Source organism: Hydrogenophaga sp. SL48 (genome assembly GCF_021729865.1).
GTDB lineage: Bacteria > Pseudomonadota > Gammaproteobacteria > Burkholderiales > Burkholderiaceae_C > Hydrogenophaga.
Window position 1 is genome coordinate 4390426 of sequence record NZ_CP063400.1, and the last position, 23344, is coordinate 4413769.

Sequence of the window (23344 nt, forward strand, 5' to 3'; positions counted from 1 at the left end):
CGTCAGAAACTCTCCCAGTCGCCTTCTGCGCCTGCGCCAGCGGCCGGTCGGGCCGCTTGGGCAGCCTGGGCCGGGCGCACGGCAGGTGCTGCGGCCGTGGGTCGCTTCAGCGCGTCCACCGAGGAGGTCAATGCCAACGCCTTCGGTGCCACGGGCTTGAGGCCCACGGGCTGGGTCCTGGCGGGCTTGCCGACCGCCGGCCTTGCGGCCATCACCACTGGCGTGACGTGGGCCTGCGCCCCGTCGATGCGGAAGATCTGCACCACCTGCGCGAGCTTGCCGGCCTGCTCCCTGAGGCTTTCGGCGGCGGCGGCGCTCTCTTCGACCAGCGCCGCGTTCTGCTGGGTCATCTGGTCCAGCTGCGTGACCGCCACGTTGACCTGACCGATGCCGTCGCTCTGTTCGCCCGACGCCGCCGTGATCTCGCCAATGATGTCGCTCACCCGCTGTACCGAACCCACGATCTCGCTCATGGTCTGGCCCGCGTCGGCCACCAGGCGCGTGCCGGCATCGACCTTGTCCACGCTCGCGCCGATCAGGCCCTTGATCTCTTTCGCGGCCTCGGCGCTGCGCTGCGCCAGGTTGCGCACCTCGGCCGCCACCACCGCAAAGCCCCGGCCCTGTTCACCGGCACGCGCCGCTTCCACTGCGGCGTTCAGCGCCAGGATGTTGGTCTGGAACGCGATGCCGTCGATCACGCCGATGATGTCGCTGATCTTCTTGCTGCTGTGGTTGATCTCTTCCATCGTGGTGACCACCTGGCCCACCACCTGGCCGCCTCGCACGGCGATCTCCGACGCGCTGGCCGCGAGCTGGTTGGCCTGGCGTGCGGCGTCGGCGCTCTGGCGCACGGTGGCGGTGAGTTCTTCCATGCTGGCCGCCGTCTGCTCCAGGCTGCTCGCGGCCTGCTCGGTGCGGCTGGACAGGTCCTGGTTGCCCGAGGCGATCTCCGCGCTGGCCGTGCCGATGCTGTCGGTCGCCTGGCGCACCTGCACCACGGTCTTGAGCAGGGCGTCTTTCATCGTGCCCAGGGAGCGCAGCAGATCGCCCAGCTCGTCGTGGCGGTTCGTGTGCACCTGTCCGTTCAGATCCCCCGCAGCCACCGCGGTCGCGATGACCACGGCCTCGTTCAGCGGCCCCGTCACCGAGGCCGTGATGCGCCAGGCCACCAGGCAGGCCAGCAACATCGCCAGCGCCGCCAGGCCCAAGATCAACATCTCCTGGCGGCTGGCCGTCTGCTTGGCCGCTTCGACCGCGGCACCGACCAGTTCACGTTCGTAGGCCTGCAGCTTCCCCATCGCGTCGGTGTAGCGGTTGGCGGCGGGCAACAGCGCCGAGTCCAGTTGCTGGGCGGCGGCGTCGATTTCACCGCTCTTGAGCGCATCGAAGTAGGTCTTGCGCACGGCGATGTACTCGGTCCGGCGCTCGGCGATCTCTTTCAGCAGGGCCTTGCCCTGGTCGCTGGTGATTTCGGCGTCCAGCGTCTTCTGCAGCTCGTTGATGCGCTCGGTGGTCTGGGCGATCAGCGGCTTGAAGTAGGCGTCGACCTCGGGGTTGGCCCCCGATTTCGCGAGGCCCAGCACGCGGTTGATGTTCAGGCGGGTGCTGGCCAGCCACTCGTCGGTCAAGGCCGCGCGGTGATCCATCTCGACCACCTCTTCCGTGGCCAGCTGGGCGCTCTGCAGGCTGCTCCAAGCGAGGGCGGCAATGGCCACCAGCAGCACCAGCACGCTGGCAAAGCCCAGTGTCAACCGGTGTCCGATCTTGAGTTTTGCGAACATCATGATGTCAATCTAAAAAGAGGAAATGAAAGCAGGTGAGCGCTGCGGCGTTCACTGGAGGGAATTCGTGGTGTCCATGAGGCCCATGTCGGCGCTGCTCATGAGCGCTTCGATGTCCATCAGGATCAACATGCGTTCGCCCACGCTGGCGATGCCCGTGATGAAGCCCGTGTCCACCGTGCTGTTCATCTCCGGCGCCGGCTTGATCAGCTCACTGCTGAGCTCCAGCACGTCCGACACCGAGTCCACCACCGCACCCACCACGCGACCGTGCACGTTGAGCACGATCACCACGGTGAAGCCGTTGTATTCCACCTTCTCGCAGTTGAGCTTGATGCGCAAATCCACCACCGGCACGATCACCCCGCGCAGGTTCACCACGCCCTTGATGAACGTTGGCGCGTTGGCGATGCGGGTGGGCTCTTCGTACGAGCGGATCTCCTGCACGCGCAGGATGTCGATGCCGTATTCCTCCGCCCCCAGGCGGAAGGTCAGGAACTCGGCGGCGGCGGCCTTCTGGCTGGCCACCGCACGCGCGCTGTTCGGGTGGTCCGGCTGGCCGGTGGGAAGATGCATGTCCATGGTGGTCGGTCCTTGAAAGACAGAGAAGGTTTAAGGACTATCGACCGGACCGGCGCTGGCTGAAGTCGGGAAAAGAGCGACAAAGCCCGTGCAAACCCGCCGCTTGGGGTCGGTCTGCATACGGAAGTACACGGACTGAAGCCCGGCCCGCTTCAGCGGGGGCTTGGCGCCGACCGACGGAGCCCCCCAGGAATGCCAACGGGCGCCACCAGGGCGCCCGCTCGGAATGCAGGGGGTGGGCGCTCAGCCCCTCAGCCGGCCCCCCCGTCGCCGACGAGGGAGAACACCATCACCGCCTGCAGCCGCGGCCCGGCCGGGGCGCGCAGGCTGCCCGGGCATGACACCCGCCAGCCGAAACCGGCACTCAGGCGTGGGTCGATGGACAGAGGGTTCGCAAATCCCATGCTGAATCGGTCAGGCGAAAGGACGGCGGTACCCGGGCCCGGTTTCACTGCAGGCGCTGGGCGCTGTGGTCCATGAGGCCCATGTCGGCGCTGCTCATGAGCGCTTCGATGTCCATCAGGATCAGCATGCGTTCGCCCACGCTGGCGATGCCCGTGATGAAGCCCGTGTCCACCGTGCTGTTCATCTCCGGCGCCGGCTTGATCAGCTCACTGCTGAGCTCCAGCACGTCCGACACCGAGTCCACCACCGCACCCACCACGCGACCGTGCACGTTGAGCACGATCACCACGGTGAAGCCGTTGTATTCCACCTTCTCGCAGTTGAGCTTGATGCGCAGGTCCACCACCGGCACGATCACCCCGCGCAGGTTCACCACGCCCTTGATGAACGTTGGCGCGTTGGCGATGCGGGTGGGCTCTTCGTACGAGCGGATCTCCTGCACGCGCAGGATGTCGATGCCGTATTCCTCCGCCCCCAGGCGGAAGGTCAGGAACTCGGCGGCGGCGGCCTTCTGGCTGGCCACCGCACGCGCGCTGTTCGGGTGGTCCGGCTGGCCGGTGGGGAGGGTCGTGTCCATGATGATCGGTCTTTCAGTTCGGAGAGGTTCAGAAACTTTCCCAGTCGTCGCTCGCGCCGCCAGTGCGGGCGGGCGCTGCCACGGGGGGCGGGGCGATGGCTTTGGGGGTGGCTTTGGGGGTGACCGCCGGCCGCTGGGCAGGGGCGGTGGGCTTGGCGACCAGCTTCACGGGCGTGGCCCGGGGAGGCTGCACGCGCGCGGCGGTGGCTGGCGTGTTTCTGGCCATCAGGCCTCCCGCTCCGGCGAGTTTGAACACGCTCACCGCCTGCACCAGTTGCTCGGCCTGTTGCTGCAGGCTGCCCGCGGCGGCGGCACTTTCTTCGACCAGGGCCGCGTTCTGCTGGGTGGCCTGGTCCATCTGCGTCACCGCCTCACTGACCTGGCCCACACCGGCGTTCTGCTCGCTGCTGGCGCTGCTGATCTCGCCCACGATGTCGGTCACGCGCTGGATGGACAACACGATTTCCTGCATGGTGCTGCCCGCCTGGTCCACCAGCACGGTGCCTTGCTCCACGCGTTCCACGCTCGCATTGATCAGGCCCTTGATCTCTTTCGCCGCTTCGGCACTGCGTTGCGCGAGGTTTCGCACCTCGGCCGCCACCACTGCAAACCCCCGCCCCTGCTCGCCCGCACGGGCGGCTTCCACGGCCGCGTTGAGGGCGAGGATGTTGGTCTGGAAGGCAATGCCGTCGATCACACCGATGATGTCGCTGATCTTCTTGCTGCTGTCGTTGATGTCCTTCATGGTCTGCACGACCTGGTTCACGACCTCGCCGCCTTGCACCGCCACGCCGCTGGCACTGGCCGCGAGCTGGTTGGCCTGGCGGGCGTTGTCGGCGTTCTGGCGCGCCGTCGAACCGAGCTGCTCCATCGAAGCCGAGGTCTGCTCCAGCGCAGAGGCCTGCTGTTCGGTGCGGCCGGACAGGTCGGCGTTGCCCTGGGCGATTTCGGCGCTGGCTGTGGCCACGCTGTCGGCGCCCAGGCGCACGTCCGAGACCACCCGGGTGAGCGCGGCCTGCATGTCACCCATGGCCTGGAGCAGGGGGCTGAACTCATCCTGGGCACCCTGGGGAACGGTCACGGTCAGGTCACCGTCACGCACCCGTTCGGCCACCCGGCGCGACACCTCCACGCGGCGGCGCAGCACCTGGGCCACGTAGGTCGAAAAAGCCAGCAAGGCGACAGCGATCGCCAGGGCCGCACCCACGATCAGATTGGACGTGTTCAACACATCGCGTTCGATCTCGCTGATGTCCTTCGTCAGGCCTTCGCCCTGGATGCCTTCTCCCGTCGCGAGCTCCTCCAGCAGGCGGTTGCGCACGGGAATGGTGGTGTCGACCAGGTAGGCGAAGGCTTCTTCCTTTCTGCCTTCCTTGATCAGCGCCAGGTTGGCTTCACCCGCCTTCCAGAAGTCGGCGATGGCGGGGGGCAGCTTGGTGAAATGGGCCTTGCCCTCGGCCGAAAAGAGGCGCTTTTCGAATGCCCCCAGGGTCTCGTCCATGCTCTTGCGCTTGGCCGCGATGTAGTCCAGCGTCGCCTGCTGCTCCTCGGGCGTGCGCGCCAGGATGGCGTGCCGGATCTGCAGCGACACCTGGGTCACGTTCAGCTCGAGGTCGGACATGGCCAGCAACTGTGGCACACGGTCGCTCTCCGTGTGGGCCGCGAGATCAGCGGCCTCGTGCAGCCCGGTGTACGCGTACCACGCCAGCCCGGCCAGCGCCAGGGACACGGCCGCGCTCAGCGCATACAGTCGCGCCGCGATGCCAAAGGAAAAACCAGATTTCATTGTTCAAGCCTCAAAGTGACCGCGCGCCATCTGCTTTCCTGGCCACGGACGCGGCACATGGAGGAAACTGTGGCGGCCTGAACCCATGCAGACCAGCAACTCAACCACCACGTTCTGGTGAAAATATCGGCGGTTTGGGCGCGGTCTGAAGTACCAAAAAAGCATGCATTGGCGTGCCAGATCGGCGATTTGCGCGCACGAACCCGCCGCGTCGCCAAGGTACCGCCCTCCCGCCGACCGATCTGGTACAAGCCTCGCCATGCGCGCACCCCCCACCGAAACCGTTTCGCCCACCTGGCTCCGGCCCACGCCGTTCATCGACGCTGGTCATCCCGACGTGCAGGCTTTCGCCGCGCGGCATGCGAGGGGGGCCACCGACCGCGAGCGGGCGGTGGCCCTGAACCTGGCCGTGCGCGATGGACTGCGCTACGACCCCTACCGCATCGACCTCTCAGACCACGGCATGACCGCCAGCACCGCGCTGGCGCAAGGTTTCGGCTGGTGTGTGCCCAAGGCCGTGGTGCTGGCGGCCGTGGCGCGTGCGGCGGGCATCCCGGCGCGGCTGGGGTTCGCCGACGTGCGCAACCACCTCTCCACCGAGCGGTTGCGCCAGACCATGAAGACCGACGTGTTCGCTTGGCACGGCTACACCGAGCTGTGGCTGGACGGCGGGTGGCGCAAGGCCACACCGGCCTTCAACATCGAGCTGTGCGAGAAATTCGGCCTGTTGCCGCTGGAGTTCAACGGCGTGGACGATTCGCTCTACCACCCGTTCGACCGCGCGGGCCAGCGCCACATGGAATACGTGGCCGAGCGCGGCAGCTTCGACGACCTGCCGCTGGCGCAGATCCGGGCGACCTTCGCCGAGATCTATCCGCAGTGGACGCAGGGCGCCGGGCCGGGCAGCGCCGACTTCGCGGCGGACGCGGAGCGCGAAAACCGCCGCTGAGCAAGCTCCGGAGCGACATGCTTCAACCCAGGGCACCGCCGGGCCGGCTTTGCCGGACGGCCAGTGCCGCCCCCTTGAGGGGGGTGACGCCGCAGGCGGCGCGGGGGGGGGCCTGTTCCTTCGCGGCGCGGGGGGATCTATCAGCTCGTGAACTTGAACACTGCGGTGCTGGCCATCAGGTTGGGCGCAAAACGCACCTCGCGGCCCTCGTGCAGCCCGAAGCTGTCTTCGATGGTGAGGCTGTTGCGGCGCGCGAGCACCTCGAAGTCGTTGAAAGTGCCGACGCGGATGTTGGGCGTGTCGTACCACTCGTAAGGCAGGCGTTTGGTCACGGGCATGTGGCCCTGCAACACCGCCAGCCGGTTGGGCCAGTGGGCAAAGTTGGGGAAGGCCACGACGCCGATGCGCCCCACGCGCGCGGTTTCCTGCAGCATGGTCTGCGCGTTGCGCAGGTGCTGCAGGGTGTCGATCTGCAGCACGACGTCGAAAGCGTCGTCGCCGAACATGGTGAGGCCACCCTCCAGGTTGAGCTGGAGCACGTTGACGCCGCGCTTCACGCAGGCCAGCAGCTTGGCGTCGTCGATCTCCACGCCGTAGCCAGTGCACTGCCGCGTGGCCTGCAGGTGGGCGAGCAGGGCGCCATCGCCGCAGCCCAGATCGAGCACGCGCGAACCGGGTGGCACGAGGCGGGCGATGCTGTGCATCACGTTGGGATCAGCCATGGGTCACCTCCCCTTTCTCAACGGCACTCACCGTCTGTTCAAAGTAGGCCCGCACCGCGGCGTGGTAGCGCGGGTCGTCCAGCAGGAAGGCATCGTGGCCGTGCGGCGCGTCGATCTCGGCGTAGCTCACCTCGCGCCGGTTCTCCAGCAGCGCCTTGACGATCTCGCGGCTGCGCGCGGGCGAGAAGCGCCAGTCGGTGGTGAAACTCACGAGCAGGAACTTGGCCTTGGCGCGCGCCAGGGCGGTGCTCAGGTTGCCGTCGTGTTCGCGCGCGGGATCGAAGTAGTCGAGCGCGCGGGTGATCAGCAGGTAGGTGTTGGCGTCGAAGTACTCGCTGAACTTGTCGCCCTGGTAACGCAGGTAGCTCTCGATCTGGAACTCCACATCCTGCGTCGAGTAGCGGTAAGCCAACTCGGCCGCGGCCGCGGGATCGCTGACATCGGATGAACGCAGGGTCCGGCCGAACTTTTCGTTCATCACATCGTCGCTCAGGTAGGTGATGTGGCCGATCATGCGGGCGATGCGAAGGCCCCGGCGTGGCAGCGTGCCTTCGCGCAGGTAGTGGCCGTCGCGGAAATCGGGGTCGGTCACGATGGCACGGCGCGCCACCTCGTTGAACGCGATGTTCTCGGCCGTGAGGTTGGGCGCGCTGGCCACCACCACGGCGTGGCGCACGCGGTCCGGAAACTGCAAGGTCCAGCTCAGGGTCTGCATGCCACCCAGGCTGCCGCCCATGACGGCGGCCAGCGTCTGGATCCCGAGCACGTCGAGCAGGCGGGCCTGGGCATTCACCCAGTCTTCCACCGTGACCACCGGAAAATCCGCGCCCCAGGGCTGACCGGTGGCGGGGTTGGTGTGGGTGGGGCCGGTGCTGCCGAAGCAAGAGCCCAGGTTGTTGACGCCGATCACAAACCATCGGTCGGTGTCTACCGACTTGCCCGGGCCGATCATGCTGTGCCACCAGCCTTCGCTGCGCGCGATGGGCTGGCCGCTGGCGTCGGCGTGGTGACCGGCCACGTGGTGGCTGGCGTTGAGCGCGTGGCAGATCAGCACCGCGTTGGACCGGTCGGCGTTGAGCGTGCCGTAGGTTTCATAGACCAGCTCGTAGGCCGGCAACACCGCACCGCTTTTCAGGGGCAGCGGGTCGGTGAAACGCTGGGTTTGGGGCGTGACGATCACGGTGTGCACCTCGGGCCTGGCGAGACCCAAAAACAAAAATCCCGGTGCCGCAAGGTGCGAGACCGGGAGTCCCCCCTTTAGCGGTATTTGTAAAGCGCCCGCAATCCGGACAAATCGGCGCTGGAGGACAGTATAAATTGAAGCCTGCCTCTGGCAAACCCACCTGTGGAACATGACAGAACGCTCCGACCGGCCGCCGACAGCGGCACCGCGGCGGTGGGGGGGGTGTCGGCCGTTCACTGTTGCGAATGCGCACCACACCGGAAAGCGCCTCGAAGCGATCCCAAAAAAATCACTGGCGCCGGGGCATTCGGAGCATAATCCGCTGGCGAGCGTCTGAAAACCTCGCTTGACAAGTGATCGGTTGGTTTCGCGTGCTACAGGTTTGTTTGCTAACGGGGCTCCATCGCTATTTTTCTCAGTGTTATTAGGAGTCCCAACCATGGGCAACAAATTGTACGTGGGCAACCTGCCCTACACCGTGCGTGACGAAGACCTGCAGCAAGCTTTCAGCGCCTACGGCTCTGTCAACAGCGCCAAGGTCATGATGGAACGTGACACCGGCCGCTCCAAAGGTTTCGGCTTTGTCGAAATGGGCAGCGACGCAGAAGCGCTCGCCGCCGTTGAAGGCATGAACGGTCAGTCCCTGGGTGGTCGCAGCCTCGTCGTGAACGAAGCACGTCCGATGGAAGCCCGCCCCCCCCGCACCGGCGGCGGCGGCTTCGGTGGCCCCCGCGGTGGTGGCGGCGGCTTCGGTGGTGGCGGCGAAGGCGGTTTCCGCAGCCCCTACGGCGGCGGTGGCCGTCGTGAAGGCGGTGGCGGTGGTGGCCGCGGCGGTTACTGATCGCCCGACCTCTCCGCCATTCCCGGTCCTCTGAGGCTGGAAATGCAAAAGCCCCCCGGCATGCCGAGGGGCTTTTTTGTTGGCGCTCGCTTTTTGAGGTCCTGCTCGCGACTGGATCGACCCGGTTGGCGACCCATGTGCGCCGGGCGCGCGTCAACCGGTTGACCGGCCCTCTCCCTCACGGTGCTTGCGCGCGCGACCGGTCAGCAGGCGATCGTACAAGGGGTTGGGCATCAGCCTCAGCAGCTTGGCCACCACCCCCATCTGCCATGGGATGACGCGGTAACTCGTCCCGGCCCTGATGGTGGCGAAAGCACGGTCGGCAAACGCCGCGGGGCTCAGCAGGAACGGCATGGCGTATCGGTTCTGCTGCGTCAGCGGTGTGTCCACATAGCCAGGCAACAGGGTGACCACGTCGACCCCGCTGCGGCGCAACTCACCTCTCAAGCTTTCGCAGTACGCCACCACGGCGGCCTTGCTGGCGCAATACGCCCCATGGCCAGGCAGGCCGCGAATGGCCGCCACGCTGGCGATGCCCACCAGCCGGCCGGTGCCACGCGCCACCATGGCTTTCACGAAGGGGTGGAAGGTGGCGGCGAGGCCGGTGTTGTTGAGCGCAAAGGTGCGGGCCATCACATCCAGGTCTTCACGTTCGGCGGTGTCCATGCCGATGCTGAGGCCCGCGCTGGCGATCACCACGTCGGGCACGCCCTGCTCAGCCAGACAGCGCTGGCCCGCTGCGACGATGCTGTCCGTCTCGGCCACATCCGCCAGGTACACCCGGCAGCGCTGATCATCCCAGCCCTGCGCATTCACCCAGGCCTGAAGCACCTCACTGCGCCGAGCCACCAGAGCCAGCCGGTAACCGGCTTGGGCGTAACGCAACGCCAGCGCCTGCCCGATGCCACTGGAGGCGCCGGTGATGAAAACGAGGGGGCGGTCGGCGACGCTGCCGGAGCGGGCGACGGTCATGGCGTCAACGCGGCGCGAACCGGGCACGCACCTGGCCTGTCATCACCACGACCCGGGTATCACCCTGGTAGTCCAGGGTGTTGGCGGTGATCTGGTCCTTGTCGCGCACCAGCAGGACCGGCTGATCGGACATGACATGGTCGGGATCCACCGACACACGCAGGTACTCGCCATGAAACTCCATGCGGGCCAACGGCTGTCCACTCGGACTGTGCCCCGCCTGGCGCACCACAGCGGCATCGCCTTCAAGCACAAACACCGTGCCGGCGTCGTTGCTGGTGATCGTCCTGGCGGTGGCCGTGGAGAGCTGGCGCTGGGGGTTGAACGAACGGATGCGCGCGGCGTCCACGACCAAGGTACCGGTGTCGGGGTGGTGGCGCGCCTCGGTCCCGAACAGCTCGGTCTTGAGTGCGCCTCCGGCCTCGAACACTTTGACCGAGAAGCGCTTCATGAAATAGTCGGGCTCGTGCGTCACCGGCTGCTCGGCGGCGGGCTGCTCGGGCTCCGGTGTGGCGCGCAACAGCCAGTAGGACGCCAGCGCCAGCAGCATCATGAGCAGCACCGGCAGGTAGATCGACATCCTGTCCCACCAGCGGCCGAAGCCGAACTTGCGGACAGGCGCTGCGCCAGGGGAAACGAGGGGAACGGCCATGCTCATCTCGCGGCCATCTCCAGTTCGGTCACATAGTGACCGCTCGCCACCAGCAGCAAGTCACAGAGCTCCCGCACCGCACCCATGCCCGGCGCGCGCGCGGTGACATGGTGTGCCAGCGCCAACACCTCGGCGTGGGCCGTGGCCGGCACGCACGCGAGCGCCGCGCGGCGCAGCATGGGCAAATCGGGCCAATCGTCGCCCATCGCTGCGGCTTGCGACCAGTCCAGCCCCAGCTCAGCCAGGATCGATTCGGCCGCCGGGCGTTTGTCTTCGGTGCCGAGGCGCAGATGGGTCACCCCCAGCGCGCTCAGACGCGTGCGCAGGGCCGGCGCATCACGACCACTGATCACCGCTGGTGTGATGCCGGCCCGCTGCAGCAGCTTGATGCCGTGGCCATCGAGTGTGTGAAACCGTTTGAGCGTCTCGCCGACGTCGCTGAAATACAGGCCACCGTCGGTCAACACACCGTCCACATCGAAGAACACCACGCGCACCGGCTGGGCGCGAAGCAACAGCTCGGGGTCGAAGTTCAGCGTGGGCCGCAGCGGCGGAAGGTCAGAAGACATGGGGCAATGCTAACGGGAGAGGAAGCGTTCGAGTGAGGTGTGTTCAGGCCAGGGCGCCGCGGAACCGGCTTTGCCGGGCCGCCAGCGCCGCCCCGGGGGGTGACGCCGAAGGCGGCGCTGGGAGATCTGTGGTTAGGGAGTCAAATGACCTTCGCACGCATCAGGTCGTTGCTGTTGAGCGCACCACACAGCCGCCCCGCGTCGTCCACCACCAGCACGCTGGTGATGCAACCGGCCTCCATCAGGTCGGCAGCCACCACCGCCAGCACATCGGCGCGCACCGTGCGCGGGTTGGGGTGCATCACCTCGGCGGCAGAGAGTGCACGCAGATCGGCACCGCTGCCGGTTTTCTCGATCAGGCGGCGCAGGTCACCGTCCGTGAAGATGCCCAGCACCCGATCGTCCGCATCGACGATGGCGCTCATGCCCAGCCCCTTGGCGCTGACCACGCGCATCAGCTCCATCAAACTGGTCTGTGCCGACACGCGCGGGACATCGTCACCGCTGCGCATCACGTCGCTCACGAGCGTGAGGAGCTTGCGCCCCAGAGCGCCGCCGGGGTGCGAACGGGCAAAGTCGTCGGCTTTGAAGCCCCGTGCGTCGAGCAAGGCCACGGCCAGCGCGTCACCCAGTGCGAGTTGCGCGGTGGTGCTGGCGGTGGGGGCCAGGTTGTGCGGGCAGGCCTCTTTTTCGACCGAGGTGTCGAGCACCACGTCGGCGTGTCGCCCGAGCGTGGACGAGGCCCGGCCAGTGAACGCGACCAGCGGCACACCCATGCGTTTGATCAGTGGAAGGATGGCGGTGAGCTCCTCGCTTTCGCCGCTGTTGCTGATGCCGAGCACCACGTCGGCCGCGGTGATCATGCCCAGGTCGCCATGGCTGGCCTCGGCAGGGTGCACGAACATCGCGGGCGTTCCGGTGGAGGCCAGGGTGGCGGTGATCTTGCGTCCGATGTGGCCGCTCTTGCCCATGCCCATGACCACCACGCGCCCCTTGCACGACAGCAGCAGGTCCACCGCACGCACGAAACGGTCGTCCAGCCGTCCGGCCATGGAGAGCACCGCCTGGGCCTCAATGTCCAGGGCTTCGCGCGCCAGATTGGTGGTGCGAACGGGATCCAGGGTGGGGGGCAGACTCATCAATGGATTATCGCCGCAGCCACCGAATGGCGACTTCGCACGAGAGTCACCCGATTAACATCAGTGCATGAATTCGCTCGACATCACGCTGCTCTACCTGCTGGCCGCCGTGTTGGGCGTGGTGGGCTGCCGCATGCTCAAGCTGCCGCCGATGCTCGGCTACCTGGTGGTGGGCGTGGTGATCGGCCCGAACGCGCTGGCGCTCGCGCAGGACTCGGCCGGTCTGCGGCACCTCGCCGAATTCGGCGTGGTGTTCCTGATGTTCGTGATCGGGCTGGAGTTTTCACTGCCCAAGCTCAGGACCATGAAACGGCACGTGTTTGGTCTGGGACTGTCCCAGGTCGTGCTCACCGTGCTGCTGACCACGCTGGCCTCGCTGGCCATGGGCGTGCTGCTGCCCAATTGGTGGAAGCTCTCGTGGCAAATGGCGTTGTCGCTGGGCGGCGTGATGGCCATGAGCAGCACCGCCATCGTGATCAAGCTCGTGGTCGAGCGGCTGGAGCTGGAGTCGGAGCATGGCAAGCGCGTGGTGGGCATCCTGCTGTTTCAGGATTTGGCCGTGGTGCCGCTGCTGGTGCTGATTCCCGCGCTGGGCTCCGCGCCGGAAGACCTTCTGCCCGCCCTGGGCCTGGCCCTGGTCAAGGCGGTGGTGCTGCTCGGCGTGCTGCTCACGGGCGGCCAGAAGGTGATGCGGTGGTGGCTCACGCTGGTGGCGCGGCGCAAAAGCGAAGAGCTGTTCATGCTCAACCTGCTGCTGATCACGCTGGGCCTGGCCTGGCTGACGGAGCACGCCGGCCTGTCGCTCGCGCTGGGTGCGTTCGTGGCGGGCATGCTGATTTCCGAGACCGAATACAAGCACCAGGTGGAGACCGACATCCGCCCGTTTCACGACGTGCTGCTGGGCCTGTTCTTCATCACCATCGGCATGATGCTGGACTGGCGCCTGGTGCTGGAGCGCTGGCCGCTCGTGCTGCTGTTGCTCACGCTCTCGCTGGGCTTCAAGATCGCCATGATCTCGGGCCTCACGCGGGCCTTCGGCGCGCCGATGGGCACCGCGCTGCGCACGGGCCTGTACCTCTGCCAGGGCGGGGAATTCGGTCTGGTGCTGCTCACGCTGGCTGGCCAGCACGAGCTGGTGCCGCCACAGCTGTTCAACCCCGTCCTGGCGAGCATGGTCATCTCCATGCTCGCCACGCCGTTCCTGATCATGTACACCAACGACATCGTCACCCGCGTGGTGGGCAGCGACTGGCTCATGCAGTCGGTGCAGATGACCAGCATTGCACGCAAGGCCATCAACGCCGACAAGCACGTGATCATCTGCGGCTACGGCCGCTGCGGGCAGAACCTGGCGCGCCTGCTCGAAGCCGAAGGCATTCCCTACATGGCGCTCGACCTCGACCCCGACCGGGTGCGCCAGGCCGCAGCGGCCGGGCACTCGGTGGTGTTCGGCGACGCCGCGCGGCTGCAGGCCCTGATGGCGGCGGGCCTGCACCGCGCCAGCGCGGTGGTGATCACCTACATCGAAACCGCGAGTGCATTGAAGGTCCTGCACCACACCCACGAACACGCGCCACAGGTGCCCGTGGTGGTGCGCACCATCGACGACACCGACGACGCCAGGCTGCGCCAGGCCGGCGCGACCGAGGTGGTGCCCGAGGCCATCGAGGCCAGCCTGATGCTGGCCAGCCACGCGCTGGCGCTGGTGGGCGTGCCGATGCGGCGCGTGATCCGCGTGGTGCAGGACCAGCGCGATGCGCGCTACAACCTGCTCAAGGGCTACTTTCACGGCGCCGACGACGATGGCATCGAAGAAGCCGATCACGAGCGCCTGTCCACCGTCACCATCCCGCCGGGCGGGCGCAAAGTGGGCAAGACCCTCGGCAGCGTCGCGCTCGACGCCATGGGCGTGCGCGTGGCCAACCTGCGGCGCGCGGGAGGGCAGAACGCGCCATTTGACGACCTGACCGTGCTCCAGGGTGGCGACACTCTGGTGCTCAGCGGCAAGGCCCCGGCGCTGGCGCTGGCCGAAGAGAAGCTGCTCAGCGGCCGCTGAACATCGGCGCACGCGGCTGTCCCGATCGGGCCTCGCCCCGGTGCTGCGTTTCACGTGCGAGGGGATAATCCCGAACATGGACAACACCGCCTACCTCCGCTCGCACATCCGCACCGTGCCCGACTGGCCGGCACCGGGAGTGCAGTTCCGCGACATCACGCCGCTGCTGCAAGACCCCAAGGTGTTCCGCGTGCTGATCGACACCTTTGTGCACCGCTACATGGACCCTGCGCTCCGCCCCACGGTGGTGGCCGGTCTGGATGCGCGCGGCTTCATCATCGGCTCGGTGGTGGCCTACGAGCTGGGCGTGGGCTTTGTGCCGATCCGGAAGAAGGGCAAGCTGCCCTTCACGACGGTGGAGGAGACCTACGAACTGGAATACGGCAGCGCGACGGTCGAGCTGCACACCGACGCCGTCAAGGCAGGGGACCGCGTGCTGCTGATCGACGACCTGATCGCCACCGGCGGCACCATGATGGCGGGGCGGCGGCTGCTGGAGAAGCTGGGGGCCGAGGTGATGGAAGGTGCGGCCATCGTCGACCTGCCCGAGCTGGGCGGGTCGGACAAGTTGCGAACATCGGGGTTGCCGCTGTTCACACTGGTCGATTTCGCAGGGCACTGACGCCTCCACGGGTCTGACACCCGGCTGCCCCGCGCAACCGGTCTCAGAGTTTGCCGTACTGGGTTTCGCTCAGCTCGGAAAAACCACTGTGTGACTCCGGCTCGGGCGCATCGGGCGGCGGCTCCATGCGGTGTGCAGGCATCGCAGGTTGCTGCAAGGCCTGGCGAAAGGCACTCACCTCTTCAGGCGCCACGGAGGACGGCACACGTCCGTTGGGCAACGGCGTGTCGGGCGCAGGAATGGCCGTGCCGCTGAGAGCCGCCTCGCGCTGGGTCTGCGCCGACACCGCCGCCTTCAAGGCCATGCCGCGCTGGTCGTGGGCCGCCTTGCGCCGCCAATACACGGCCTGCACCTGCATCGAATGGCGCGAGCGGGCGCTGCTCTGGATCCAACGCTCAATCTCCAAAAGGTACTCGTCGGGCATGGCCTCGGCAGGCAATGCCAGATCCACCAGCACCAAAAAGCCGTCGCCGCTGGTGTCGAGCGCGAGCACCTTGAAGTCGTAGCTGGTGGACAACACCCCGGCACGGATCAACGACTCTCGAACCACCGAGAACAGCTGCTCTCGGCGCAGGACACGTCGACCGCGCCTCGGCGAGATCAGTGGCAAGGTCGTCTGGCTGAAAGAGCGGCGCGGTTTGCTCCGGCCACCGCTTCCGCCCGCATCGGATTTTTTGGCTTGTAGCCAGCGCAACAGGGACATGGCCGGAGTATGCCTTCAGGTCAGCGGGTTGGAATGAGGGAAATGCCGCATTTGCCCAGCGAATCGTAACAACTGGACGACACAGGCCGCCGTCAGGTCACGGCCACGCGTTTGGGCTTGTGGTACATGCGACGCGCCAAGACCGCCGCCATGGCAACGGTGAGGTCCAGCGCGATCGAAGGGTAACGGGTCGACAGTTCGCGAAAACGCAAAGGCGTCATGCACCACAACCGGGCGTGACTGCCGGCATTCACCGTGGCGCTGCGTGGCAGGTGGCTGAAAAAAGCTCCTTCGCCCAGAATCGACCCGGCACCGACCACCGCGATGCGCACCCGGTCCTTGTCGTCTTCGTAATGCACGGTGAGGCTGCCGCTTTCGACGAAGTAAACCGTCCGGTCCTTCACGCCCTGTTCGATCAAGACCTGCCCCTGCTGGAGGCTCACAGGCTGAAGGTAATCCCCGAGCGTGGTCCATTGAGCCTCCGTCAGGTTCAGAGGAACAGCGTCCAGCGCACTGCAGACCCGCATGGCTTGAGCCAGCGACTGGATGTCGTAACGCCCAGTGGACATCTGAGAGGCATTCATCGACCCACGATAACGGCGGCAGCGGCCTGAACACAAGCACAATTTACCGATGCTTACAGCTTCGCTCCGAGCGGTTGCGTGCAGACACCAGACGGCGACCCGGTTCACTTGCCGATGCAGAAGCGGGAAAAGATCTCACCCAGCAGGTCGTCCGCACTGAACGCCCCGGTGATCTGATTCAAGCTGTGTTGCGCCAGGCGCAGCTCTTCGGCCAGCAGGTCCAGGTGCTCGGCACGGGCCTCCAGGCAGGTCTGCGCGGCGGCCAGATGCTCAGCCACGCGGTGCAAGGCCTGCAGATGCCGCTCGCGCGCCATGAACAGGCCATCGCCCGCGTGCTGCCAACCGGCCAGAGTGAGCAAGCCCTGGCGCAGGCCTTCGATGCCCTCACCGCTTTTGGCGGATATCGCCAGATCACCGGCCCGCAGACGCTCAGCGAGTGCCGCCTGCTGAGGTGCGCCACACTGGTCGAGCTTGTTCCAGACCTGCAGCACCGTCACGCCCGCCGGCAAGGCCGCTGAGATCGCGGCGTCCGCCGCCTGGTAGTCGGCACCCTCGCACCGCGTCAGGTCGTGCAGGAAGAGCACCGCATCGGCCGCGTCGATCTGCCCCCAGGCACGCTGAATGCCGATTTTTTCGACCTCGTCCACGTCGGCACCTTCGCGCAGCCCGGCGGTGTCGATCACGTGCAGAGGCACGCCTTCGATCTGGATGGTCTGCTGCACCACGTCGCGCGTGGTGCCCGCAATCGGCGTGACGATGGCCAGCTCGGCGCCCGCAAGCGCGTTGAGCAACGAGCTTTTGCCCGCGTTCGGCTGACCGGCGATCACCACCTTGAGGCCGTCGCGCAGCAAGGCGCCCTGGCGCGCCTGGGCCTGCACATCGGTCAGCGCCGAGCGCAAACGGGCGAGCTGCCCCTCGGCGTCGGCTTTTTTCAGGAAGTCGATCTCTTCTTCGGGAAAGTCCAGCGTGGCTTCAACCAGCATGCGCAGGTTGACGAGCGCATCCCGCAGCGCGTGGATGCGCTCGGAAAACACGCCCGCCAGCGAGCGGCTGGCGCTGCGCGCGGCGGCCTCGGTGCTGGCGTCGATCAGGTCGGCCACCGCCTCGGCCTGGGCCAGGTCGAGCTTGTCGTTCAGGAAGGCGCGTTCGGTGAACTCGCCCGCGCGCGCGGGCCGCAGGCCGCTCAGCAGTGGCAAGCCATTGGCATCGGCCGACTGTGCGACTTGCAGACAGCGCGCCAGCAGCAACTGCAATACCACCGGTCCGCCATGACCCTGCAGCTCCAGCACGTCTTCGCCCGTGTACGAATGCGGCCCCGGAAACCACAGCGCCAGGCCATGGTCAATGGGCTGACCGGCTGCGTCGAGAAACGGCAGGTAGGTCGCCTCACGCGGCTTCAGCGCGCGGCCCAGCAGGGCCTGCACGAAACCCACCAGTCCCTTGCCCGACACCCGCACGATGCCCACCGCTCCGCGACCGGGCGCGGTGGCGATGGCGACGATAGGGTCACGGGAGGCAGAGAGCATGGATTGAGAGGATAAAGCGGAAAAACAAAGGGCCTGCAGATGCAGGCCCAATGACGTGAAGTGTCCCTTACCAAAGACACCGAGGAACCTGCTTTGCCGGGCCTCTGGTGTCGCCCCCCTTTGAAGGGGGGAGCCGCGAAGCGGCGCAGGGGGTTACTTCCTAAACAATTCGAACGGATTCGTGATCTTCAGCGGCACGCCCATGCGCTTGTTGATGAAGGACTGCTGGGCGATCGTCAGCACGTTGTTCGTGATCCAGTACAGCACCAGGCCGGCCGGGAAGAAGAAGAACATGACCGAGAACATCAGCGGCATCAGCCACATCATCTTGGCTTGCAGCGGATCCGGCGGCAGCGGGTTCAGCGCGGTCTGGATGATCGTGGTCAGCGTCATGATGAACGGCAGCACGAAGTACGGGTCTTTGGTGGACAGGTCGGTGATCCAGCCCATCCAGGGCGCGTTGCGCATTTCCACCGACGACAGCAGCACCCAGTACAGCGCGATGAACACCGGGATCTGGATCATGATGGGGAAGCAGCCACCCAGCGGGTTGACCTTTTCTTCCCGGTACATCTTCATCATTTCCTGCTGCATCAGCTGCGGGTTGCCCTTGAGGCGCTCGCGCATTTCGGCGACCTTCGGGTTGATGGCCTTCATCTTGGCCATGCTGCGGTAGGCGCTGGCGTTGAGCCAGTAGAACGCGGCCTTGAGCAACACCACGAGCAGCACGATCGACCAGCCCCAGTTGGCGACAAAGCCGTGGATCTTCTCCAGCAGCCAATACAGCGGCTTGGCCAGGATGGTCAACCAGCCGTAGTCCTTCACCAACTCCAGGCCCGGGGCCACGGTTTCGAGCACCGTCTCTTGTTGCGGACCAATGAACAGGCGCGCATCGAGCTTCTGGCTCTGGCCGGGGGCCACGGCAGGCAGCGTCGTAATCGCGCCGACCGAGTACAGGTTGTTGTCGACCTTGCGGGCGAAGTTCTCCCGCACGGTGCCGTCACCCAGCAACCAGGCCGAAGCGAAGTAATGCTGCACCATGGCCACGTAACCGTCGTTCGATGTTTTCTCGAAGCTGGTCTTGTCCTTGTCGATGTCGGCGAACTCCACCTTCTGGTACTTCTGAGCTTCGGTGTAAATCGCTGGGCCGGTGAACGTGGAATAGAAGGGGGTTTCGCTGTCGGTCTTGTTGCCGTCGCGCACCAGCTGCAGGTACAACTGAGGCGTGACCGCCGCCGCGCCGGTGTTGACCACCTCGTGGCTCACACCAATCACGTAGCTGCCGCGCTGCAATGAGTAGGTCTTGGCCAGCTTCACGCCACCCACGTCGGCCGACTCGAAGCGAAGCATCAACTCGTTCTGGCCATCGGCCAGCGACGTCGGGCCCGAGACCAGGGACATGGGGGTCTTGTGGGTGGGAAAGCTGCCACCGATCAGGCCGGTCTGCGCCACATAGGTGTGCTTCTCATTCTGGACCAGCAGCTGCAGCGGCTCGGAGCCCAGTTGCTGACTGGCGTGCTTGAGCAATGTGGCACCGATCAGGGACCCGCCCTCGCTGTTGAAGGTCAGCTTCAGCACATCGGTGCTGGCGTCAATGCGCTGGGCCACTGGCGCGGGCGCGCCGCCTGGTGCTGCTGCGACACCGGCTGCAGCCGTTGTTGCTGCGGGCACAGCAGCGTTGCTGCCCGCAGCCGGAGCGGCCCCCCCAGCGGCCTGGGGTGCTGTCACCGCAGATGAGGGGAAGAAGGTCGGTGCCTTGCCGTTGTGAATCTGCCACTTGTCCCAGATCAGGACCATCGAAAAACCAAAAACCACCCAGAGGATGGAACGGCGGATGTCGTTCATGACGGGATCTTCTTTTCAGGGGACGAAGGGATCAGACGCGAAAACAGGCGTGGCGCCCGCTCGGGTACCGGGTCGTGCCCGCCCTGACACCAGGGCTGGCAACGACCGATGCGGTGCAACATGAGGTAGGTGCCGGCCAAAGCGCCGTGCTGGCCCAGCGCGCCGATGGCGTAGACCGAACAGGTGGGCTCGAAACGGCAACCATTGCCCAACCATGGGCTGAGCACCAAGCGGTAGCCCTTGACCAGGCCGATCAGTGCACGGCGCGGCCAGCTGCTCAACATGGAGCGACCTCCGCAGGGGCAGACTTCACGGCAACACGATCCATCAGCAGGGTCAGCTCGGCACGCACAGCGACCTTCAAGGCGTCCGAGGTGGCGCTCACAAACTGCTTGCGGCTGAATTCGCTGCGCAAACGCACCACCAGCGCGGCCTGCGGCAACGCTGACCCGGCCAAGCGGGAAACCTCGTAAATCTGGCGCCGGATGGTGTTGCGCGTGACCGCGCGACGCGCCCAGCGTTTGGGCAGCATCACGCCCAGCCAGGTATCGGCCACCGGAAACAGCGCACGGCCCTCTTCCGGGACTGACAACGCCAGCCGGTGGAGGGCAAAGTGGGGGTTTTGGCCACAAGGGCACCCGCCATGACGGCCTGGAACTGCGGCCGGGACCTGATGCGCTGCATCAGCCGAACCGGGTGGCAGGCATGCCGAACAGCATCGACCCGGCCGGCATGGGCTGCAGGCGCGAGCAGGCTCAGACAGCCAGGCGTTTGCGGCCCTTGGCGCGACGGGCGTTGATCACGGCACGGCCGCCGCGGGTCTTCATGCGCACGAGAAAGCCGTGGGTACGGGCGCGCTTGATCTTGGAGGGCTGGTAGGTGCGTTTCATTGCCATGGCAGTGGACCCAGGCTTTGACCGTGGGCATTCAAGTTAAAGGGAAACCCGAGATTATCGCAAGAAAATCCCATGCGCGGCAAGCACTTGGCGTTTTTAACCGTTGCAACACCTCATCTCGACGAAGCCCCCGCGCATCGGCCAAGGAGGCAAACCCGGTGTGTGGATAAGTCCACAGGCGCCGTACAATCCCCAGCCAGCCCCGAGCCATTTGTCCACAAGAACAGTTTCCTTTTCCGTCTACATGATCGAGGGCACCCCCCCATTGAATGCCATCAGCGACGCACCGTCGCTGTGGTCGACCTGCGTCGATCGCCTGGCGCAGGAAATTCCCGAACAACAGTTCAACACCTGGATCCGGCCGCTCTCGGCAGTGGTTGCCCCGGACGCGTCCAAGGTCACAATCTCCGTGGCCAACCGGTTCAAGATGGACTGGATACGCGCCCAGTATTCGGCACGCATCGCCGCGTTGCTGGAAAACATCCACCAGGCACCTGTCGTCCTGGAGTTGGTGCTCGCTCCGCGTGAAGGCCCCAGCCGTACGTCACCGGCGCCGCGCACGGTGCAGGATCAGGTGCTGGCTGAGCTGCCCGATGTGGCGCCGGCCGAAGCCAACAACCCCACCGGCCCGCGCACCCGGCTGAATCCGGCGCTGACCTTCACCACCCTGGTGGAAGGTTCGGCCAACCGCATGGCGCGCGCGGCCGCGATGCACGTCGCCGGGAGCCTGGGCCAGCTCTACAACCCGCTGTTCATCTACGGCGGCGTCGGCCTGGGCAAGACCCATCTGGTGCACGCCATCGGCAACCATCTGCTGGCGGACCGCCCTCAGGCCAAGGTTTTGTACATCCACGCCGAACAGTTCGTGTCGGATGTGGTCAAGTCCTACCAGCGCAAGACCTTTGACGAATTCAAGGAGCGTTACCACTCGCTTGATCTGCTGCTGATCGACGACGTGCAGTTCTTCGCCAACAAGGAACGCACACAGGAAGAATTCTTCAACGCCTTCGAGGCCCTGCTGGCGCGCAAGAGCCACATCGTGCTGACCAGCGACACCTACCCCAAGGGCCTGGCCGACATCCACGAGCGCCTGGTCTCGCGCTTCGATTCTGGCCTCACGGTCGCCATCGAGCCACCCGAACTGGAAATGCGGGTGGCGATCCTGATCAACAAGGCCGCGGTGGAAAACGCCGTCATGCCCGAGGAAGTGGCCTTCTTCGTGGCCAAGAACGTGCGTTCCAACGTGCGCGAGCTCGAAGGTGCTTTGCGGAAAATCCTGGCCTATTCGCGCTTCAACCAGAAGGAAATCTCGATCCAGCTGGCGCGCGACGCGCTGAAAGACCTGCTGTCGATCCAGAACCGGCAAATTTCGGTCGAGAACATTCAGAAGACCGTGGCCGACTACTACAAGATCAAGGTCGCGGACATGTACAGCAAGAAGCGCCCGGCCAGCATCGCCCGCCCGCGCCAGATTGCGATGTTCATCGCCAAGGAACTGACGCAAAAGAGCCTGCCGGAAATCGGCGAACTGTTCGGTGGCCGGGACCACACCACGGTGCTGCACGCGGTGCGCAAGATCGGCGCCGAACGCCAGCAGAACAGCGAGCTCAACCAACAGCTGCACGTGCTGGAACAGACGCTCAAGGGATGAGGGCCCTGGTTTGCGGAAGGCCCGCGCAAAAAGGTGAAAATAGGCGAGTTTTGGGCTCTGAGGGGGCCCTGCTGCAAGCCCGAGGAGTGCGCCGGAGCGGAGCGCCACCAGTCAACCAAGGACGAAAGAGTCTGACATGATCGTTTTGAAATCGACCCAGGACAAGGTGTTGGCTGCGCTGCAGTCGGTCGCGGGCATCGTGGAGCGCCGGCACACCCTGCCGATCCTGGCCAATGTGCTGCTGCGCAAGACCGGCTCGGCCGTGCAGCTGACCACCAGCGACCTGGAAATCCAGATCCGCACCACGGCCCAACTCGACGGCGACGACGGCAACTTCGCCACCACCCTGGGCGCGCGCAAGCTGATCGACATCCTGCGCACCATGCCATCGGATCAGACCGTCAGCCTGGAGAACACCGGCGGCAAGCTGGTGCTCAAGGGCGGCAAGAGCCGCTTCACGCTGCAAAGCATGCCGCCCGAAGACTTCCCGCTGGTGCAGGAATCCGCCAGCTTCGGCCCCGTGTTCGCCGTGCCGCAGAAGACGCTCAAGAGCCTGCTCGGCCAGGTGTCGTTCGCGATGGCCGTGCACGACATCCGCTACTACCTCAACGGCATCCTCTTCGTGGCCGAAGGCAAGAAGCTCAGCCTGGTCGCCACCGACGGCCACCGCCTGGCGTTTGCCAGCGCCGAGCTGGACGTGGAAGTGCCCAAACAGGAGGTGATCCTGCCGCGCAAGACCGTGATCGAACTGCAGCGCCTGCTGTCTGACAAGGAAGGCGCGATCGAGATGCAGTTCGCCGCCAACCAGGCCAAGTTCAGCTTCGATGGCATGGAATTCGTCACCAAGCTGGTCGAGGGCAAGTTCCCCGACTACAACCGCGTGATCCCGAAGAACCACAAGAACATCGTCACGCTCGGCCGTCAGCCGCTGCTGGCCTCGCTGCAGCGCACCGCCATCATGACGAGCGAGAAGTTCAAGGGCGTGCGCCTGAACGTCGAACCTGGCGCGCTGCGTGTCGCGTCGAGCAACGCCGAGCAGGAAGAGGCCGTGGACGAACTCGACATCGACTACGGTGGCGACACGATCGAGATCGGCTTCAATGTCACCTACCTGATCGACGCGCTGCAGAACATGAGCCAGGAGATGGTTCGCATCGAGCTGGCAGACGGCAACAGCTCGGCACTCGTCACCAACCCCGACGACAACGCGTTCAAGTACGTTGTCATGCCGATGCGCATCTGATCGTTCACCGATCCTGCTCCCCCAAGCCCGACCCGCTGCACAGCGGGTTTGGCCTTTCTA

The 23344-nt window shown here is 65.8% G+C and carries 24 protein-coding genes and 1 riboswitch; of the genes, 6 read left to right on the top strand and 18 right to left on the bottom strand.

Features of this window, described 5'->3' with window-relative positions:
• Positions 1 to 2 precede the first annotated feature (2 nt).
• From IM738_RS20735 to IM738_RS20755, 5 genes are all read right to left on the bottom strand, one after another.
• On the bottom strand, positions 3 to 1784 hold the full coding sequence (locus IM738_RS20735; RefSeq protein ID WP_236962921.1) for a methyl-accepting chemotaxis protein: 1782 nt from the start codon (positions 1782 to 1784) through the stop codon (positions 3 to 5).
• A 48-nt stretch (positions 1785 to 1832) separates the two neighbouring features.
• Positions 1833 to 2363: a chemotaxis protein CheW gene (locus tag IM738_RS20740; protein WP_236962922.1), complete on the bottom strand. Its 531-nt coding sequence runs from the start codon at positions 2361 to 2363 to the stop codon at positions 1833 to 1835.
• A gap of 251 nt (positions 2364 to 2614) precedes the next feature.
• Entirely contained in the window at positions 2615 to 2767 is a 153-nt protein-coding gene (locus IM738_RS20745; protein WP_236962923.1) for a hypothetical protein, read from the bottom strand.
• A gap of 44 nt (positions 2768 to 2811) precedes the next feature.
• Complete coding sequence (locus tag IM738_RS20750) at positions 2812 to 3345, bottom strand: chemotaxis protein CheW (protein WP_236962924.1); 534 nt, start codon at positions 3343 to 3345, stop codon at positions 2812 to 2814.
• Positions 3346 to 3373: 28 nt separating this feature from the next.
• Positions 3374 to 5131, bottom strand: a complete 1758-nt coding sequence (locus IM738_RS20755; RefSeq protein WP_236962925.1) for a methyl-accepting chemotaxis protein — start codon at positions 5129 to 5131, stop codon at positions 3374 to 3376.
• A 259-nt stretch (positions 5132 to 5390) separates the two neighbouring features.
• Between IM738_RS20755 and IM738_RS20760 the strand changes: the two genes are divergently transcribed.
• Complete coding sequence (locus tag IM738_RS20760; RefSeq protein WP_236962926.1) at positions 5391 to 6080, top strand: transglutaminase-like domain-containing protein; 690 nt, start codon at positions 5391 to 5393, stop codon at positions 6078 to 6080.
• A gap of 140 nt (positions 6081 to 6220) precedes the next feature.
• Here the strand turns inward: IM738_RS20760 and metW are convergent, their stop codons facing one another.
• Together metW and metX are read right to left on the bottom strand one after the other, a co-directional pair.
• On the bottom strand, positions 6221 to 6802 hold the full coding sequence (gene metW, locus IM738_RS20765) for a methionine biosynthesis protein MetW (RefSeq protein WP_236962927.1): 582 nt from the start codon (positions 6800 to 6802) through the stop codon (positions 6221 to 6223).
• Positions 6795 to 7982 (bottom strand): homoserine O-succinyltransferase MetX, encoded by a 1188-nt coding sequence (gene metX, locus IM738_RS20770; protein ID WP_236962928.1) that lies wholly within the window; start codon positions 7980 to 7982, stop codon positions 6795 to 6797. Before metX ends, metW begins: the two co-directional genes overlap by 8 nt.
• Before the next feature lie 60 nt (positions 7983 to 8042).
• Positions 8043 to 8113: riboswitch (SAM riboswitch) on the bottom strand.
• Positions 8114 to 8424: 311 nt separating this feature from the next.
• Here metX and IM738_RS20775 point away from each other — a divergent pair.
• Positions 8425 to 8826, top strand: a complete 402-nt coding sequence (locus IM738_RS20775; RefSeq protein ID WP_236962929.1) for an RNA recognition motif domain-containing protein — start codon at positions 8425 to 8427, stop codon at positions 8824 to 8826.
• Positions 8827 to 8979: 153 nt separating this feature from the next.
• Here IM738_RS20775 and IM738_RS20780 read toward each other — a convergent pair whose 3' ends face one another.
• The 4 genes from IM738_RS20780 to IM738_RS20795 form a co-directional block, all read right to left on the bottom strand.
• The gene (locus IM738_RS20780) at positions 8980 to 9798 is read right to left on the bottom strand and encodes an SDR family oxidoreductase (protein WP_236962930.1); all 819 of its coding nucleotides are present in this window, start codon (positions 9796 to 9798) and stop codon (positions 8980 to 8982) included.
• Positions 9799 to 9802: 4 nt separating this feature from the next.
• Positions 9803 to 10456, bottom strand: a complete 654-nt coding sequence (gene lptC / locus IM738_RS20785; RefSeq protein ID WP_236962931.1) for an LPS export ABC transporter periplasmic protein LptC — start codon at positions 10454 to 10456, stop codon at positions 9803 to 9805.
• Positions 10453 to 11019, bottom strand: a complete 567-nt coding sequence (locus IM738_RS20790) for a KdsC family phosphatase (RefSeq protein ID WP_236962932.1) — start codon at positions 11017 to 11019, stop codon at positions 10453 to 10455. Before IM738_RS20790 ends, lptC begins: the two co-directional genes overlap by 4 nt.
• A gap of 140 nt (positions 11020 to 11159) precedes the next feature.
• On the bottom strand, positions 11160 to 12158 hold the full coding sequence (locus IM738_RS20795) for a KpsF/GutQ family sugar-phosphate isomerase (RefSeq protein ID WP_236962933.1): 999 nt from the start codon (positions 12156 to 12158) through the stop codon (positions 11160 to 11162).
• 67 nt (positions 12159 to 12225) lie between these two features.
• Here IM738_RS20795 and IM738_RS20800 point away from each other — a divergent pair, with 67 nt between their 5' ends.
• On the top strand, positions 12226 to 14214 hold the full coding sequence (locus IM738_RS20800) for a monovalent cation:proton antiporter family protein (protein ID WP_236962934.1): 1989 nt from the start codon (positions 12226 to 12228) through the stop codon (positions 14212 to 14214).
• 76 nt (positions 14215 to 14290) lie between these two features.
• Positions 14291 to 14836, top strand: a complete 546-nt coding sequence (locus IM738_RS20805; protein WP_236962935.1) for an adenine phosphoribosyltransferase — start codon at positions 14291 to 14293, stop codon at positions 14834 to 14836.
• Positions 14837 to 14879: 43 nt separating this feature from the next.
• Here the strand turns inward: IM738_RS20805 and IM738_RS20810 are convergent, their stop codons facing one another.
• The 7 genes from IM738_RS20810 to rpmH form a co-directional block, all read right to left on the bottom strand.
• The gene (locus IM738_RS20810; RefSeq protein ID WP_236962936.1) at positions 14880 to 15539 is read right to left on the bottom strand and encodes a hypothetical protein; all 660 of its coding nucleotides are present in this window, start codon (positions 15537 to 15539) and stop codon (positions 14880 to 14882) included.
• Between the two features lie 92 nt (positions 15540 to 15631).
• On the bottom strand, positions 15632 to 16123 hold the full coding sequence (locus IM738_RS20815; RefSeq protein ID WP_236962937.1) for a Crp/Fnr family transcriptional regulator: 492 nt from the start codon (positions 16121 to 16123) through the stop codon (positions 15632 to 15634).
• Between the two features lie 104 nt (positions 16124 to 16227).
• On the bottom strand, positions 16228 to 17649 hold the full coding sequence (gene mnmE, locus IM738_RS20820) for a tRNA uridine-5-carboxymethylaminomethyl(34) synthesis GTPase MnmE (RefSeq protein WP_236962938.1): 1422 nt from the start codon (positions 17647 to 17649) through the stop codon (positions 16228 to 16230).
• Positions 17650 to 17802: 153 nt separating this feature from the next.
• Complete coding sequence (yidC, locus tag IM738_RS20825) at positions 17803 to 19494, bottom strand: membrane protein insertase YidC (protein WP_236962939.1); 1692 nt, start codon at positions 19492 to 19494, stop codon at positions 17803 to 17805.
• On the bottom strand, positions 19491 to 19778 hold the full coding sequence (gene yidD / locus IM738_RS20830) for a membrane protein insertion efficiency factor YidD (protein ID WP_236962940.1): 288 nt from the start codon (positions 19776 to 19778) through the stop codon (positions 19491 to 19493). Before yidD ends, yidC begins: the two co-directional genes overlap by 4 nt.
• Positions 19772 to 20086: a ribonuclease P protein component gene (locus IM738_RS20835; RefSeq protein WP_442908454.1), complete on the bottom strand. Its 315-nt coding sequence runs from the start codon at positions 20084 to 20086 to the stop codon at positions 19772 to 19774. The genes yidD and IM738_RS20835 overlap by 7 nt, the downstream gene beginning before the upstream one ends.
• Positions 20087 to 20249: 163 nt before the next feature.
• Positions 20250 to 20384, bottom strand: a complete 135-nt coding sequence (gene rpmH / locus IM738_RS20840) for a 50S ribosomal protein L34 (RefSeq protein ID WP_066096666.1) — start codon at positions 20382 to 20384, stop codon at positions 20250 to 20252.
• 250 nt (positions 20385 to 20634) lie between these two features.
• On the opposite strand from rpmH, the gene dnaA reads away from it, so the two are divergent.
• Together dnaA and dnaN are read left to right on the top strand one after the other, a co-directional pair.
• The gene (gene dnaA, locus IM738_RS20845; RefSeq protein ID WP_236962941.1) at positions 20635 to 22041 is read left to right on the top strand and encodes a chromosomal replication initiator protein DnaA; all 1407 of its coding nucleotides are present in this window, start codon (positions 20635 to 20637) and stop codon (positions 22039 to 22041) included.
• A gap of 136 nt (positions 22042 to 22177) precedes the next feature.
• Positions 22178 to 23284 (top strand): DNA polymerase III subunit beta, encoded by a 1107-nt coding sequence (gene dnaN / locus IM738_RS20850; RefSeq protein WP_236962942.1) that lies wholly within the window; start codon positions 22178 to 22180, stop codon positions 23282 to 23284.
• Positions 23285 to 23344: the final 60 nt, after the last annotated feature.

What these genes read in the sequence shown, in the direction of transcription:
- IM738_RS20735 (WP_236962921.1), bottom strand. Translation starts at nt 1,784, where the DNA reads ATGATGTTCGCAAAACTCAAGATCGGACACCGGTTGACACTGGGCTTT.
- IM738_RS20740 (WP_236962922.1), bottom strand. Translation starts at nt 2,363, where the DNA reads ATGGACATGCATCTTCCCACCGGCCAGCCGGACCACCCGAACAGCGCG.
- IM738_RS20745 (WP_236962923.1), bottom strand. Translation starts at nt 2,767, where the DNA reads ATGGGATTTGCGAACCCTCTGTCCATCGACCCACGCCTGAGTGCCGGT.
- IM738_RS20750 (WP_236962924.1), bottom strand. Translation starts at nt 3,345, where the DNA reads ATGGACACGACCCTCCCCACCGGCCAGCCGGACCACCCGAACAGCGCG.
- IM738_RS20755 (WP_236962925.1), bottom strand. Translation starts at nt 5,131, where the DNA reads ATGAAATCTGGTTTTTCCTTTGGCATCGCGGCGCGACTGTATGCGCTG.
- IM738_RS20760 (WP_236962926.1), top strand. Translation starts at nt 5,391, where the DNA reads ATGCGCGCACCCCCCACCGAAACCGTTTCGCCCACCTGGCTCCGGCCC.
- metW (WP_236962927.1), bottom strand. Translation starts at nt 6,802, where the DNA reads ATGGCTGATCCCAACGTGATGCACAGCATCGCCCGCCTCGTGCCACCC.
- IM738_RS20775 (WP_236962929.1), top strand. Translation starts at nt 8,425, where the DNA reads ATGGGCAACAAATTGTACGTGGGCAACCTGCCCTACACCGTGCGTGAC.
- IM738_RS20780 (WP_236962930.1), bottom strand. Translation starts at nt 9,798, where the DNA reads ATGACCGTCGCCCGCTCCGGCAGCGTCGCCGACCGCCCCCTCGTTTTC.
- lptC (WP_236962931.1), bottom strand. Translation starts at nt 10,456, where the DNA reads ATGAGCATGGCCGTTCCCCTCGTTTCCCCTGGCGCAGCGCCTGTCCGC.
- IM738_RS20790 (WP_236962932.1), bottom strand. Translation starts at nt 11,019, where the DNA reads ATGTCTTCTGACCTTCCGCCGCTGCGGCCCACGCTGAACTTCGACCCC.
- IM738_RS20795 (WP_236962933.1), bottom strand. Translation starts at nt 12,158, where the DNA reads ATGAGTCTGCCCCCCACCCTGGATCCCGTTCGCACCACCAATCTGGCG.
- IM738_RS20800 (WP_236962934.1), top strand. Translation starts at nt 12,226, where the DNA reads ATGAATTCGCTCGACATCACGCTGCTCTACCTGCTGGCCGCCGTGTTG.
- IM738_RS20805 (WP_236962935.1), top strand. Translation starts at nt 14,291, where the DNA reads ATGGACAACACCGCCTACCTCCGCTCGCACATCCGCACCGTGCCCGAC.
- IM738_RS20810 (WP_236962936.1), bottom strand. Translation starts at nt 15,539, where the DNA reads ATGTCCCTGTTGCGCTGGCTACAAGCCAAAAAATCCGATGCGGGCGGA.
- IM738_RS20815 (WP_236962937.1), bottom strand. Translation starts at nt 16,123, where the DNA reads ATGAATGCCTCTCAGATGTCCACTGGGCGTTACGACATCCAGTCGCTG.
- mnmE (WP_236962938.1), bottom strand. Translation starts at nt 17,649, where the DNA reads ATGCTCTCTGCCTCCCGTGACCCTATCGTCGCCATCGCCACCGCGCCC.
- yidC (WP_236962939.1), bottom strand. Translation starts at nt 19,494, where the DNA reads ATGAACGACATCCGCCGTTCCATCCTCTGGGTGGTTTTTGGTTTTTCG.
- yidD (WP_236962940.1), bottom strand. Translation starts at nt 19,778, where the DNA reads ATGTTGAGCAGCTGGCCGCGCCGTGCACTGATCGGCCTGGTCAAGGGC.
- rpmH (WP_066096666.1), bottom strand. Translation starts at nt 20,384, where the DNA reads ATGAAACGCACCTACCAGCCCTCCAAGATCAAGCGCGCCCGTACCCAC.
- dnaA (WP_236962941.1), top strand. Translation starts at nt 20,635, where the DNA reads ATGATCGAGGGCACCCCCCCATTGAATGCCATCAGCGACGCACCGTCG.
- dnaN (WP_236962942.1), top strand. Translation starts at nt 22,178, where the DNA reads ATGATCGTTTTGAAATCGACCCAGGACAAGGTGTTGGCTGCGCTGCAG.